The sequence below is a fragment of the Streptomyces sp. NPDC007896 genome, assembly GCF_042959425.1.
Lineage (GTDB): Bacteria > Actinomycetota > Actinomycetes > Streptomycetales > Streptomycetaceae > Streptomyces.
On sequence record NZ_JBIBKX010000027.1, the window covers coordinates 91,332 to 105,260 of the forward strand.

Sequence of the window (13,929 nt, forward strand, 5' to 3'; positions counted from 1 at the left end):
GGTAGAGAAGGCGGGCGCCGGGGGCTGTCGAGGACGGCATCCTCCGCTCGGAGCCGCCGCCGGCGGGCCGGGGGATCTGACGGATATGGAATGGCCCCGTTTGGAGTCGCATGCTCCGAACGCCGGTCAGGTCTCGATCACGGCATCGCAGTCGGAGCAGACCACGGATACGTACTCCGCGGGGTACCAGGGCGCCTCAGGGCGCTCGGAGGGCTTCCAGCAGGCCGTCTCCATGGCGAAGGTGTCCTTGCCGCAGAGGGTCCGCGGTCCCGTCGCGGAGGGCACCCCCGGGGCGGAGGGCGCTGCGTGCACCTTGCGGACGGACCGTTCCTCACCAGCCGGTATCCCCAGGGAGGAGCGCTTGGCCATCGGCTTGTCGAGCTCGTACACGACGACGATTTCGCCCATGCCTCCACAGTAGGCGGCCGCGACCCGCCCGCAGCCTCGAGTCGCGGTGGATCGTCTGCTATCGGCAACGTGCCCCTGTCCGTGGTGCTGTGGAAGGGCGGCATGAGCTTCGGTGGCGTGATTGCCTTCAGCTACGCCGACCTGCTGATCCTCCCGACCCTCAACAGCTACCGCAACTACTACGGCGCCCGCGTCGCCGCCTTTCCCCTGGTCACCTTCTCCGCCGCGATGGTTGTCGCCCGAGACGTCGTCGAGTTCGCCTACGGCGGTCTGGGACTGATCCCCAACGAGGCCGACGCCAAGATCCCAGGGGAAGGGATCACCTGGAACTACACGACCTGGCTTGACACTGTGGACCGCGCTGACGGCCGAGGACGCGGACCGCATGCGCCTCTACAGACTGCTCACGACCCCGGAGGGCTGAACATCTGGCCCCTGCGCCTTGGCCACCCCTGGGCGGCACTCGGCGACTACACCATCCCGTTGCTACGCCGCTGGGACGAGACCCGCCCCGGCATTCCGTTGGAGCTGCTGCGCATCGACGACCGCATGGCGGGCCTCACGCAGGGCAGGGTCGGCGTGGCCCTGCTGCCCGGCCCAGTCCCCTCGGTCGGGCTCCGCACCGGGCTGCTGTTGTCGGAGGAACGAGTAGTGGCCATGCCCGCGGACAGCCCCCTGGCGGCTCTCGCCCAGGTCACCCTGGCGGACCTCGCCGCCCATCCGATTGCCCTCAACACCGTCTCTTGCACCACGACCATGGACCTGTGGCAGCCCACGGCCCGGCCCATCGCGACCATCGAGGTGACCAACACCGACGAGTAGCTCATTGCCGTCGTCGTCGGCCGCGCCGTAGGGATCTCCACGACGGCGACCCCGGGCAACCACACGCACCCCTCGCTGGTCTACCGCCCACTCGTGGACGCGCCAGCCGTTCCCGTCGCGCTCGCCTGGCGCGAGGGGCTGGGGCACCCGGCCATCCCGGACCTGGTGGCACACGCCCATGAGGTCCTCGCGGCCGTAAAAGCCTGAACCGAGAGACGGACCTTCACCAAACACCCTCTTGGACGGGAGCCGTTTGGCTATCACTGCGTTCTTTTCACCCCGTGTAAAGCCGTCGGCGACGAGCAAGCGCACCCGCTCGCGCACGGCCTGACTTGCGAAGTGAGCCCCTACCCAGCGCCGGAGCACACCGAGCTGGATACAGACCTCACGGGCCCTTCACCACACCGCCGATCCACCAGCGTGGATCACCCCTGTGAGTGAACGCCTCTGCTGAGCTGTGGCGATAGGGTCATAACGGAAGGTCTGGGCAGTCTCGAGGGCCGGGTCCGGTGCAGTTGTCCTTGTCATCCCAGGGGTGCGTCTGCGCCCGGCACACGTCAGGGGGCCTCTTTGCCGCCAGAGACACAACGATGCGCTCTGACGCTCCCGGGCTCCGATCGCCGAGCGACCCCCGGCGCGACCACCAGCACCGACACAGCCAGGCTGACCTTCCTGTGCGACGCCGTGCGTGGTATCGGCACAACCCTGGATCTCAAGCGCCAGGCCGGCCAACTGGCCGGCCTGGCGGTGCCGGGGTTCGCCGACTTCGCTTCGGTTCATCTGTGCGATCAGGTCGTCGCGTCGGAAGATGACCTCGCGCCCCAGGGCCTGGAGGGTGCGGTGGTGATGCACCGCGTGGCGGCAGTCCACCATGAGGACCTGGACTGCCGGGAGGAACTCCGCCCGGGGAAGACCTTCGTCTACACGACCGGCACGGCCATGGCGCGATTCCTCGCGGAGAGCGAACCAGTCCTCATTCCCCACGTAGGAGATGAGGTCCTGCAGCAACTTCCGGCGGAGCTCGACAGCCCGGCCGCCCGGTTGGTGCTGAAGGGCTCCTCCGTCCTGCTGGTGCATCTGGTGGCGCACGGCGGGGCCCTCGGCTTCCTGGTGTTCGGGCGCAAACCTGACCGCCCCGCTTTCGTCGCCGCGGACCTGACAGCCTGTGAGGAGGTGGCCGCGCGGGCGGCCGTGGCCCTGCACAACGCTCGGATCCACAGCGACGAAGCGACGGCATCCGCGGTGCTGCAGCGCAGCCTGCTTCCCACGCAGCCCCCTCGCCTGCCAGGGGTGGAGATCGCCTACCGGTATCACCCCAGCAGTCGCACCACGCAGGTCGGAGGCGACTGGTTTGACGTGATCCCCCTGCCGGGCCATCGAGTTGGACTCGCCATCGGCGACGTGGCAGGTCACGGCCTGCACGCAGCGGTCGTCATGGGGCAGCTACGCACGGCGGTCAGAACCCTCGCCACTTTGGACCTGCCCCCTGGGCGGCTTCTGGCCCAGCTCGACGCCTTCGCACAGCACCTGGGCCACACCCAGTTGGCCACCTTCCTGTTCTGCGTCTATGACCCGACGACGGGCCGCTCCACCCTCGCCAGTGCCGGCCACCTTCCGCCAGTCCTCGTGGGGCCCGACGGCAGCAATGAACTGCTGAAGGTCCCCGTGGGCGCACCGATCGGAGTGGGCAGCGTCACCTTCGACACCCTGGAACTGCTCACGGACCCCGGCAGCCTCCTCCTGCTGTGCACCGACGGCCTGGTGGAGACCCGCGGGCAGGACATCGAGGAGGCACTCCGCGCGCTCGGCCGCAGACTCACCGCTCAGCACTCCTCGCTGGAGGACACCTGTGAGGCGCTGATGCGGCACCAGCATCCCGACGGCCACCACGACGACATCACCGTCCTCATGGCCCGCCTGAACGGCATTCCATGAGACTCTCTGCGGAAGTAGCTCTGGATGTCGGGGCGGGCCGCTCGATTTCGAGCTGTTCCCGGGCGCGTTTGTTCATCGTGGCTAACAGCTTCGGACTCCTGATGGGCAGCCGTATCGGTCTGCTTCAGCGGGGGCTGGGGGCCGACGTCGTACTGCCCCGGGGCTCGAGTTCGTCGAGCGCATACGTGCACAGGCCCGCGGAGCACCTGGGCGCGCGTGTTGCCCGCCAGGCCGCCGTCTTCCGCCGCGGTGCCGGCCTCGGTCTTTGTGCCGGCGAGAAGTGGGAGTAGCCGCTGGCCCAGGACCAGGACTCCCTGGGCGGCAAGATCCTCCGCATGCCCCCCGAGGGCCGCCCCGCCCGCGGCAATCCCGAGCCTGACTCGCTGGTGTACTCCTCCGGTCACCGCACCCGCGGGGCCTGGCCTGGGACGACGAAGGGCGCTTGTGGGCATCGGAGTTCGGCCAGGACACCTGGGACGGGCTGAACCTGATCCAGCCCGGTCGCAACTACGGCTGGCCGGGGGGCGCGGGCAGCAGCAACCGGGCGGGTTTCGCCGATCCGGTGCCCCAGTGGCGTCCCGCCGACGCCTCACCCAGCGGCATCGCCTACGCCGAGGACGCCATCTGGATGGCGGGCCTGCGGGGCGAGCGCCTTTGGCGCATTCCGCTCGGCGGCTCCAAGGTCGCGGGCGAGCCGTCAGTCGCCCTTGAGGGTTCGTACGGCAGGCTGCGCACCGTGATGGCGGCAGGTGGAGACAGGCTGTGGCTGGCCACCAGCAACACCTATGGCAAGCTCCCCGGAGGCGGCGACGACCGCATCCTGCTGCTCAGGTGTCCTGAAGGCACGCCACGGCGGGTACATCAGGTCTGCTGCCCCGGCCGTCGGAGTCGGCCGTCCGGACTGGTAGTCGTGTGCGGTGCAGTGTTCGCGGCCGTCTCGCGGCCGCGGAGGAGCTCGCGGATCACCCGCCGGATGGCGGAGATGACCTGGGTGACGGTGCCCTGGGTGGCTACCGCGTCATCGAGCACGGTGGAGTCCAAAGCGCGCCGTTGCCTGCTCTTGAGCACTGCGGGTGCCGATACAACATCTGCGCAGGTCACCGCACTGATCGCCGGTCTTCGGCCGTGCCTGTCCCTCACCCCAGTGTCTTCACCTGCGCAGGGTATCGGCGGCATCATGATCTCGAAACCCTCTACAACGAGCATCGGCCCCACCGGGCCCTCGGCCGAGCTGCTCCACTCCGTCCATTCCCGCACTCATTCCACGAACCGGCAAAGATCAGACGTCTCGAGGTTCGTCGACGAGACCGACTCGGCGGAACCCTCCACGAGTATCAACATGCCGCGTGACCAGGCCGGATGATTTATCGGTACCCACACTGCCGTCAGGACTTCCTGGGAGAGGCCCTGGCAGACATCTTGGTGCTGAGAGCTGCTGGCGGCAGGTGGGGCCGCCAGGAGGCGAAGGGGTGCGGTCCTCCTGGCGGCGTTCGCGGCGGGGTTCGCAGGGTCAGCGGTCGTCGCGCCCCTGGGACATGGTGCGGCGGTCGTTGTAGTTACCGGTGCTGCTGCGGCGGTTGTCGGTGCGGTCGCGGGCGGCGGAGGCGGCGGCGAGGGCGAGGAGGGTGGCGATGGCGCCCGTGATGAGGTTGCTGGTGATGGAGCGGGTGTGGGCGACGTCGCCTGCGACGACCCAGGGGGCGACGCAGGTCCAGATGCCGATGGCGGCGGCGGCCCAGGCCATGGAGTGGGTGCGCTCGTAGGAGCTGCCGAGGCCGCCCAGGAGCAGCATGTAGGCGATCCCGGCGATGAGGTTGGTGACGGCGAGGGTGGTGAAGCCGTTGAAGCCGACTATCCAGGGGGACGCGGCGAGGTACAGGCCGGTGATGAGCGCGAGGGCCTCGATCATCTGGGCTCGTGGGGTGGCGGCGGCGCGGTCGTGCCGGGCGCGCAGTTCCATCAGGTCGGGGTGTTCTTCGATGGGCGCGTGATGGGTTGACGCCATGATGGCCTCCAAGGGAGAGATATTCACCCACCGTCTACCCTCGTAAAGCCGACATAAATACTCAAACAGGGCATGTCTCTGGTTGCGGAGGCGTGCGCCGGTGCCGGATGTGGCCGCTGACGCACGCCCGCCCGCGCTGGTGGGTCAGCTGATCCGCACAGCGGTGCCCGCGACCCGATAGGCATTACCGACCTCGACCTCGACCTCGACCTCGGGCCCTGCGCCCGGTGGAAGCGCGTACGCCGCATGGCGCAATCGACTGCTCGGCAAGACACCCTCCGGGCAAGGAACCACCATGGAAAGCAATCGCGAGTTGGATGCGGCGCACCAGGTACCCGACGGTGTCGACGTCAAGACGGTGCTCGCGCTGGACGCGCTCTCGAAAGCGCTGGAGACCACGGAGCGGGCCCGCGGCCACCGCTATGGGCTCCACCAGCTGACCTCGGCTCGGCGGACTTCGAGCTCGGTGAGGCCGTCCGGCTCCTGCGCGGGGCGGGCCACGACGAGCAGGCCGCACTGGTCGAGCGCGACATCGCAGGTTGCGACGTCATCCCGGGACAATGGACCTTCCAGATCATTGAGGCCTACAACTCCGCCCACTACCAGCCCTTCGCCGCGACGGAACGCGACATGGTGGACGAGCTGGCCGACGGACGCGACCACCTGCACGAGGCCCGCCTGAAGGCGAGCCGCCGCACCCATCACCATCCCGACCACACCGCGACACCCCTCACCTCCTGGAACGAAACCCGTGGAAGCCAGGGCTCGTCCGCGATCCGCGGGGAGCGGGCCCCATCCAGGGCCCAGCTGCTCGGCCCGGGGCCTCCTGGCCGTCCGGAAGCGACCAGCTCGGCTGCGCGCAAGGGGTCGCCGCCGCCGGGCGCTACCAGCGGTGACGGCCGCGGGAGGGGGTGCGCCCGATCGGCGCAACATGCCGGATGGGCGTCTGGCCCCTGTCGTTTCGCGGGCACGGCGCCTAGACCTTCACACCCATTCGGCATGGTTGCCATGCGCTTTGCCTAGGTTGAGGCATGCGCTCCGACGGCCTGCCGATAGGCCACGTGCCCGCCCAGCGCACCGCTCACAGCGACCGCTGTCAATCCGCCCAACGACCACAGCCTGCCCTTCGTCGAGCGACCGCGGAGCCGCGCCGTCAGGGACGCGGTGTAGAAGGCCACCGCAGCCACGTTCGAGACCGCGTGGGCCAGTCCGACCCGGGCCTGCTCGGGCGGCAGGTCCGCCCAGTCAGCCCAGCCGGCGACCGCTGCCGGGGCGACTCCGGCCAAACCGACGGCCGTGAGGGTTGTAGGCGCACGCTGCCCTGCCGGCACGATGTCCAGTACAGCGGCCGACAGCCAGCAGCCGATCGGTACCTGTACCAGAACGGGATGCACCGGATGACCCAGCGGCCTGCCGCGCAGCAGGTCGCGTACCTCGCCCAGCGGCACCGAGCGGATTCCCCGCTGGAGGGCCCGGATCGCCGGATCCGCTACTACCGACCGTTCGATACGATCCAGGGCCGTCAGCCACCATGTCGACGCGGTGTCCAGGGCCGAGGTCCTTCTGGCCTTCGCAGAGGTGTCGAGGGCGTGAGTGTTCATGCACAACGACTACCCAGCATCACGCCGCTGTCCCAGCGTGGCCTCGACTGAACCCGAACGGTTGGCCTGCACGATTTCGATGTCCGGGCGCCGGGCCGGCCGTGCGCTGCGGCTCGATGCCTCCCGGACGGGCGGCAGGTCGGCTGGGCAGCAGGGTGTGCTTGACGGATTCGCCGGAGCCGCGCAGGTCGGGGTGATCACCGTGAAGTCTCCTCGTCGGCGGCGGCATGAGGGAGCACCCATCGATCCAGTGTGCGACCAGGGGCGTATCGCGTCGGCCTGGGCCCATGGACGTACGAAGGGCGGATGGGGGTTCGTCGGGTGGAACCGCCCCGCTGGCTGGAGCTCGAGGCCGACAGCGGTCGCTTGGGTACGGCGCGCATCGCCATTGAGGTAAGCCTCTGGGGCGGACAGGCGTTGGTCCTCGTGGATGAACCAGGTGTACTTCTGCACTGCTGTCATACGGGCAACACCGGCCCGGATGAGGCATTCCCCGGCTCCGCAGGGCAGCCCTGCGGGCGCTCCGCCCCCACCCGGCGCCACGACACCCCGCGTCGCAGCCACAGGATGCGCTTCACCCCCGGGTCGAAACCTGGAGCACTGCGCAAAGAGCCCGGCAGCAACGGGAGATGATCTTCTGTTTGGGACCGCGTGTCACCCGGGAGCCGCGGGCCGGGCGGGTGCCGATGGCTATGTCGGAGTAGCCGGAGATCAGCGGGGCGGGCCCGCCCCGGCTTGCCGGTGATCCGGCCAACAGGGCGCGGATGCGGCGCGGTTGCCCATCGCTCGGTTCGCGTGCGGCGCCAACGGGGCGGAGTGGGACGCGTACGTGATGGACGACCATAGGTGATCCGAGGTTCAGCCGGCGAATCGGACCAGGCCACAGGCTGGACAGGCCCATACAGTGTTGGGCCCGGCTGCGGACCGACGGTTACCTCACCTGCTCCACGAGGGAGTCAGAACAACCGTCTCAGCCAGGAGTCGATCGCCGCATAGTTGTGATCAGTCAGACCACGGCGGGGGTCGACCCGGTGGAGCAGGGCGTTCGCTGGATGGTGAGCGGCGACCCAGGCCCGATCGGCGTCGGTGATCTCGTCGTCGACCCAGACGAACGGACGTCCCGCCGCCCATTCGACAAGGGTGCGGGTCTTCCAGTGCAGTCCGTTCCGCTCGTCCTGATCATCGATGGCGGACGGTTCCGGCCAGACCACCACAGGCAGCTGCGGCAGACCGATGCGCGGGGCGATGCACTCGTTCGCGTCAGCCATCCATGTCGTGGCCCAGACCACCTCGCACGGGAGCGCCGCCAGCCGAGGCCCGTGCTCGGGATCGAGTCGGGCCAAGAGCGGATTCGTATCGGCATCGAGCGGTTCGAGGCAGGTGGCATGGGCCGGATACTGCTCGGGCGCCGAGCCGAACGGGATGAGCGGTCCGTCGACATCGAGAAACAGCAGCGGATGCTGCGGAGAGCCAGTCACGCCCGCACGATAGCCGCGGATCGCAACGGGACCGGTCCGTCTCGATCACGTCAGCCCTGCGGCCGGCCTCCGAACATGCACGGCGATCCGATCGAGGTCTGCCGGTCGTCCGTCAGAGGGAAGCAGGCTCGCGATCAGGTGTACCTCAGTTCCCGCACTCCGAACCGTGGATACGTTGCGTGCGCAGTCGGCAGGCGGGCCACGGTCATGCTGCGGCCCCATGGAGTACCGCACGAGAGCGGAAACGCAATGGCATTCCCGCGCATCAGAACGGCCGCACGCCTGGGCCTGTGGGCCGTCGTCGCGACCGACTGGCCGGCGAGAATGTGTCGATCACCGGCTCGGGGGCTCGGAAGACAAGGATCCTGGCTCCGCAGACGTTGGTTGCCGGTGAGGACGGCGGTACCTCGATCGTCGAGATCCACAACGGTGCGTCCGCAGCGCTGTCGCAGCTCGTCTTGAGGGTTCAGCGCCGTGATCGTCGACAGCGCCGCCATGGGGCATCGGCGACTGTCGACCGACGGGATCGGGTTCGTGGCCGGCGCGGTCGGGCGCGTCACGCGGAGCACCGTCAGCGGCAACGACTGCAAGGAACCAGATCCGGACTGCGGCCCCGATTTCTTCAGCGAGACCCAGCATGCGGGCATCGTGGCCGGCACCGCGGGCACGGTCGTGCGGGACAACCGGTTCGTGGGCCACCACATCGGGATCTACGCCGTCGGCGGATCGGACCGTATCGGGAACAACTACATCACGCGGAGCTCCTAGCCACGGCGACCGTCCGGCCGTAGCACCGCGGCCGGCCGGGTCTCGCGAGGCCGGGTGGTGCTGAGTTGTTTGCAGGGTGTCGGATGGCTTGTCGGGATACTCGAGGGCGTGGCGGGATAGAGGCTCTGTGTCGTTCAAGCTTCGGAGGCTGTGATGATCGTCCCGTTCGGGGTCCGTGATTTTCTGGACCGTGCCGTCACTGTGTATGCCGACCGGGTGGGTGTGGTCGACGAGCCGGACCAACCGGCCGAGGTCTGGGAGGGGCTGACGTACGGGCGGGTGGGGGAGTTGGCGCGGGCTCAGGCTGCCGGGCTGGATGCGCTGGGTGTGCCGCTGGGTGCTCGGGTGGCGGTGGTCTCGCCGAACAGCGCGCGGCTTCTGACGTCGTTCTTCGGTGTCAGCGGTCACGGGCGGGTGCTGGTCCCGGTCAACTTCCGCCTGACGGCGGACGAGGTGAGCTACATCGTCGGTCACTCCGGGGCCGATGTGCTCCTTGTCGATCCGGAGTTGACGGAGCGTCTGGCCGGTGTCAGCTGCAGGCACCGTTTCACGCTCGGGGCCGCCGCCGACGCCGAGCTGTACCGCTTCGGCACCGCCCCGCAGGCCTGGGAGCCGGACGAGAACGCCACCGCGACCATCAACTACACCAGTGGCACGACGGCCCGGCCCAAGGGGGTGCAGATCACCCATCGCAACATCTGGGTGAACGCGGTCACCTTCGCGTTGCACGCCGGGGTGACGGACCGGGACGTGTATCTGCACACGTTGCCGATGTTCCATGCCAACGGCTGGGGCATGCCGTTCGCGATGGCGGCCCTGGGCGTGCGACAGATCGTGCTGCGCAAGGTGGACGGGGCCGAGATCCTGCGCCGGGTGGCCGAGCACGGCGTGACGGTGATGTGCGCGGCGCCTGCGGTCGTGGGGGCGGTGCTGGCGGCCGCCGAGTCTTGGGAGGGAGAGATCCCCGGCCGTGATCGGGTGCGGATCATCGTTGCGGGCGCTCCGCCGCCGACCCAGACGGTCGCGCGCGTGGAGTCGGAGCTGGGGTGGGAGTTCATTCAGATCTACGGCCTGACCGAGACCTCGCCGCTGCTGACCGTCAACCGTGCCCGCTCCGAGTGGGACGACCTCGGCGCTGCGGAGCGGGCGGAGAAGCTGGTGCGGGCCGGTGCTCCCGCACTGGGCGTGACGCTCAGGACGGACGCCGACGGTGAGGTTCTCGCGCGCTCGAATGTGGTTCTGGAGGGGTATTGGGAGCAGCCGGAGGAGAGTGCGCGGGCGTTGTCCGGGGGGTGGTTCCACACCGGGGACGGGGGGTCGATCGGCGAGTACGGCCATCTGACGATCAGTGACCGCAAGAAGGACGTGATCATCACGGGCGGGGAGAACGTGTCGTCGATCGAGGTGGAGGACGTGCTCTTCAGCCATCCGGCGGTTGCCGAGGTCGCGGTCATCGGGGTGCCTGACGAGAAGTGGGGCGAGACTGTGAAGGCGCTGGTGGTTCTCGCTCCCGGCGCGCGGGTGACGCAGGACGAGCTGATCCAGTTCTGCAAGGAGCATCTTGCCGGCTTCAAGGCGCCGACTTCGGTGGAGTTCCGGGAGGAGCTGGCGCGTACGACGACCGGCAAGCTGCAGAAATACAAGTTGCGGGAGCCGTATTGGGAGGGCCGCGAGCGGGGCATTGGCTGAGCTGTCTGCCAGGTGGGGGCCGATGCTGGTGGCGAGGTGTTCGGTGACGTAGATGGCGGGGGATTGGCTGTTGCCGCCGCCCGCTACGGGAACACCGCCACAGTCTTTCGCGCCGGACTCCACATCGCAGGATCATCAACGGGGTCCTGCATCGGCCAGTGCACGGGGGACAAGCTCTTCGCGGCCGCTGACGCGGAAGGCCTCATTGACTGGTCGATGGTGATGGTGAGCGCGGACTCCACCTCCTGCCGGGCTCACCAGATACCCGTCCTGGAACGCGTTCGCGTCGGTCGGCTCGGCGGCGGGCGCCCCGTACCAGGCCGGCCCACCCCGGAGGCGATGAGGCGTACTCCTCCCGCCGCAGTCGCCGCTACAGGCCCTGCAGCAAGTCAAGCCGTTCGGCCGCGAATTGTTGGGCCAGGAAGACACGCCGGACAGGGCCTGAGGGTTGGGTGGCGGACCATCGGTCGGGTGACCGTCAGGCGCGCACTGGTGCCCGCTCGTCCAAGAGGCCTTCGCTTCGCAGATCGTCCCAGACCTGAGCCGGGATCTTTGCGGCGAACGCCGCCATGTTGCGGCGTACTTCGTCGGCGGTACGCGTGCCGACCACGATGCCCGAGACGGCTGGGTGACGGAGCGGAAAGGCCATCGCCAGCTCCGGGAGCGTCACACCGTGTGTTTCGCAGACATCGGCGATGCGATGCGCGCGCTCCAGCATCCACGGCGCGGCGGGCGCGTAGTCGAAGGTGGCACCCTCGGCAGGTCGGGCCGTCGCGAGCAGCCCGGAGTTGAAGATCGACGCCGCGAGTACCGAGACCCCCCGGTCCGTGCAGGCGGGCAGCAGTTCGTCGAGGGCGCTCTGGTCCAAAAGCGTGTAGCGGCCGGAGAGCATGACTACATCGATGTCCGACTCCTCGACCAGCCGGGTCAGTTTGCCGGGGTGGTACATCCTCGCGCCGATCGCACCCACCACCCCCTGGGCACGCAGTTCGGCGAGGGCCGGACAGCCCTCGCGCAACGCATCCTCGAAATGCTGCTCCGCGTCGTGCAGGAACAGCACGTCGATACGGTCGACGCCTATCCGCTCGAGCGAGTCCTCCACGCTGCGCAGAACACCGTCCCGCGTGAAGTCCCACACTCGACGGTGTGTGGCGGGCACCATGAAACTCTCGTCCATCCGGCCCGCCGGGTCCTGCGGGACCAGCAGCCGGCCGACCTTCGTGGACAGCGTCACCTCCTCACGCGGCTTGCCGCGCAACATTCCACCGGTACGGCGCTCGGAGTGTCCGATGCCGTAGTGCGGAGAGGTGTCGAAGTAGCGGATCCCGCTGTCCCAGGCTGCCTCAAGGGCTCCCGCGGCGGTCTCGTCGTCCAGCGGTGCGAAGAGTCCCCCGAGTGGTCCGCCGCCGAAGCCAAGTTCCGTGACCTGCACCTTGCTCTTCCCAAGCCGGTTTCGCCTCATCCACCGTTCCCCTCATGCGGCTGGTGACGCGACCATCCTCCCGTGGCCCGTGCCACCTTCCCAAGTGGGTTATCAGGCTTGCGGTCCCCTACGCGGCAACCGCGCTGGTCGCGGCCGTCAACGAGCGGATATGACTGGCCCCGCCACGCGCCCGGTCGCCAACCTCGGCGCTCGTGAACCAGCACACCGAGACAGTGCGCGAACTGTTGGCGCACGGCGCCGATCCGAATCTCCGAGAAGATCACGGCGCAGGCTGGTCCCCACTGGACTGGGCACTCAATGGCCCTCATCCCGAAACTGCCGATCTCCTCACCGTCGCAGGCGCGACGCCGCTTCACAAGGCAGGTCAGAGCCTGGCGGGCTCGGCGATTCGGCAGGCCGGGCTCAGGCGCAGGCCTTGAGGAATTCGATGAGCGCCGCGTTCACTTCGGCCGGGCGTTCCTGCTGAGTCCAGTGTCCGCAGCCGGTCAGTTTGAGGGGCTCGCGCCAGAGGTTGGGCATGAGGTCGGGAAGGCGTTCGATGAGTTCGGGAGTGCCGGGGAACGCCGGGACCAAGTCGCGGTCGCCGTAGATGTACAGCGCGGGTCGGGTGACGACGGCGCCGTGCCAGGGAGCGGTGAGTTCCCAGTTGCGGTCGAGGTTGCGGTACCAGTTGAGCGCCCCGGTGAAGCCCTTGGAGAAACTCTCGGTGAGCGCGTCGAGATCGTCCTCGGTGAACCACCCCGGCAGTACCTCGGGGTCCGGCATGGCGGCGAGCCAGCCCCGCTCGGGGTCGACCAGCGGCTGCCTGCTCTCGAGGGCGCCCGGAGCGTCGCCGGAGGCCGAATAGAAGAACTTCCGCAACGCGGTGCGGGTGTCCTTGGCGAACTCGGCGTCGGCGACACCGGGGCGGTTGAAGTAGTTCCAGTAGAAGCGGCCTTCGAACCTCTTCTCCATGGCGGCCAGCGGAGGCTCCGTCCCCCGGAACGGGGGCGGCACGCTCAGGCCGGCCACCCCGAGCACCATGTCCGGTCGCAGCAGCGCGGTGTGCCAGGCGACCGGCGCGCCCCAGTCGTGCCCGACGACGTACGCCTTCTCCTCGCCCAGGGCCTGGATCAGTCCGACGACGTCGCCGACCAGGTGGAGGATCGTGTACGCGTCGACGTCGTCGGGATGGTCGCTGCGTCCGTATCCACGCTGGTCGGGGGCGACCACTCGGAAGCCGGCATCGGCCAGAGGACCGAACTGGTGGTGCCAGGAGTGCCATGACTCGGGGAAGCCGTGCAGGAGAACTACCAGGGGGCCGTCGCCTTGCTCGGCGATGTGCAGCCGAACGCCGTTCACGTCAACCATTCGATGCTCAACCATGGGCGTAAGGGTACGTGTCGTGATCTTCGGGCTGGTCCTACTGGCAGCCCGCCTCGCTCGTGTCGCAGCGAGCCGGCTTCGGTCTGGCCGACGCTGCGGGGCGAGGCCAAGAGAGCGCGTTCTGTTCCCTTTCCGGGCCATGGGCCGAAGCCCGTCTGCTTCCACCCGGCGGACCAGCTTGAAGCGGGCTTGGCCGTGTCGGCGGTCCCTGCTGGATGCGTGTCGCTCGGGGCGGGGCACGGTGACGCCTTCCGAAACAAGGGAGGGGCGCCGGTCGACGGGCCCACCGAACCGAAGAACGCTGGTTCACCGATCCCTACACCTACAGCTCGCACGCGCGGCCATATCGACGTCAGGTGTCGACGAGTGCGTGTCTGTCGTCCGGGCGGAGCGTGTTGACGGCAGACGGCTTGG

At 68.8% G+C, this 13,929-nt stretch carries 10 protein-coding genes and 6 pseudogenes; 9 read left to right on the plus strand and 7 right to left on the minus strand.

Translation table 11 applies throughout. The features are described 5' to 3' along the window. Positions 1-126: 126 nt before the first annotated feature. Complete coding sequence (locus ACFZDJ_RS50195) at positions 127-408, minus strand: hypothetical protein (protein WP_384921638.1); 282 nt, start codon at positions 406-408, stop codon at positions 127-129. Between the two features lie 57 nt (positions 409-465). Here ACFZDJ_RS50195 and ACFZDJ_RS50200 point away from each other — a divergent pair. The 4 genes and pseudogenes from ACFZDJ_RS50200 to ACFZDJ_RS50215 all read left to right on the plus strand — a co-directional run. Then, positions 466-756: pseudogene (locus tag ACFZDJ_RS50200) on the plus strand (permease); the annotation flags it as partial. Between the two features lie 147 nt (positions 757-903). Beyond that, positions 904-1,230, plus strand: a pseudogene (locus ACFZDJ_RS50205) (LysR substrate-binding domain-containing protein); the annotation flags it as partial. Positions 1,231-1,914: 684 nt separating this feature from the next. Then, positions 1,915-3,165: a SpoIIE family protein phosphatase gene (locus tag ACFZDJ_RS50210; RefSeq protein WP_391069604.1), complete on the plus strand. Its 1,251-nt coding sequence runs from the start codon at positions 1,915-1,917 to the stop codon at positions 3,163-3,165. A 293-nt stretch (positions 3,166-3,458) separates the two neighbouring features. Then, a pseudogene (locus ACFZDJ_RS50215) lies at positions 3,459-3,997 on the plus strand (PQQ-dependent sugar dehydrogenase); the annotation flags it as partial. 57 nt (positions 3,998-4,054) lie between these two features. Here the strand turns inward: ACFZDJ_RS50215 and ACFZDJ_RS50220 are convergent. Next, positions 4,055-4,251: pseudogene (locus ACFZDJ_RS50220) on the minus strand (IS5/IS1182 family transposase); the annotation flags it as partial. Positions 4,252-4,675: 424 nt separating this feature from the next. Next, entirely contained in the window at positions 4,676-5,170 is a 495-nt protein-coding gene (locus tag ACFZDJ_RS50225; protein WP_391069606.1) for an SPW repeat protein, read from the minus strand. A 295-nt stretch (positions 5,171-5,465) separates the two neighbouring features. Between ACFZDJ_RS50225 and ACFZDJ_RS50230 the strand changes: the two are divergent. Continuing rightward, a pseudogene (locus tag ACFZDJ_RS50230) lies at positions 5,466-5,899 on the plus strand (hypothetical protein); the annotation flags it as partial. A gap of 290 nt (positions 5,900-6,189) precedes the next feature. Here the strand turns inward: ACFZDJ_RS50230 and ACFZDJ_RS50235 are convergent. Then, on the minus strand, positions 6,190-6,771 hold the full coding sequence (locus tag ACFZDJ_RS50235; protein ID WP_384921629.1) for a DUF2231 domain-containing protein: 582 nt from the start codon (positions 6,769-6,771) through the stop codon (positions 6,190-6,192). A gap of 956 nt (positions 6,772-7,727) precedes the next feature. Then, entirely contained in the window at positions 7,728-8,249 is a 522-nt protein-coding gene (locus ACFZDJ_RS50240) for an HAD domain-containing protein (protein WP_391069608.1), read from the minus strand. A gap of 474 nt (positions 8,250-8,723) precedes the next feature. Between ACFZDJ_RS50240 and ACFZDJ_RS50245 the strand changes: the two genes are divergently transcribed. From ACFZDJ_RS50245 to ACFZDJ_RS50255, 3 genes and pseudogenes are all read left to right on the plus strand, one after another. Continuing rightward, positions 8,724-9,017, plus strand: coding sequence for a hypothetical protein (locus ACFZDJ_RS50245; RefSeq protein ID WP_391069610.1), 294 nt, complete (start codon positions 8,724-8,726; stop codon positions 9,015-9,017). Between the two features lie 153 nt (positions 9,018-9,170). Next, positions 9,171-10,706 (plus strand): AMP-binding protein, encoded by a 1,536-nt coding sequence (locus ACFZDJ_RS50250; protein ID WP_391069612.1) that lies wholly within the window; start codon positions 9,171-9,173, stop codon positions 10,704-10,706. 180 nt (positions 10,707-10,886) lie between these two features. Beyond that, positions 10,887-11,080 (plus strand): annotated as a pseudogene (locus ACFZDJ_RS50255) (hypothetical protein); the annotation flags it as partial. Positions 11,081-11,184: 104 nt separating this feature from the next. Here ACFZDJ_RS50255 and ACFZDJ_RS50260 read toward each other — a convergent pair. Further along, on the minus strand, positions 11,185-12,168 hold the full coding sequence (locus tag ACFZDJ_RS50260; protein WP_391069614.1) for an aldo/keto reductase: 984 nt from the start codon (positions 12,166-12,168) through the stop codon (positions 11,185-11,187). Positions 12,169-12,302: 134 nt separating this feature from the next. On the opposite strand from ACFZDJ_RS50260, the gene ACFZDJ_RS50265 reads away from it, so the two are divergent. Beyond that, positions 12,303-12,569, plus strand: coding sequence for an ankyrin repeat domain-containing protein (locus tag ACFZDJ_RS50265; RefSeq protein WP_390940887.1), 267 nt, complete (start codon positions 12,303-12,305; stop codon positions 12,567-12,569). On the opposite strand, the gene ACFZDJ_RS50270 is transcribed toward ACFZDJ_RS50265, so the two are convergent. Next, a complete protein-coding gene (locus ACFZDJ_RS50270) occupies positions 12,553-13,515 on the minus strand; it encodes an alpha/beta fold hydrolase (RefSeq protein WP_391069615.1) in 963 nt (320 codons plus the stop codon). The genes ACFZDJ_RS50265 and ACFZDJ_RS50270 overlap by 17 nt on opposite strands. Between the last annotated feature and the right edge of the window lie 414 nt (positions 13,516-13,929).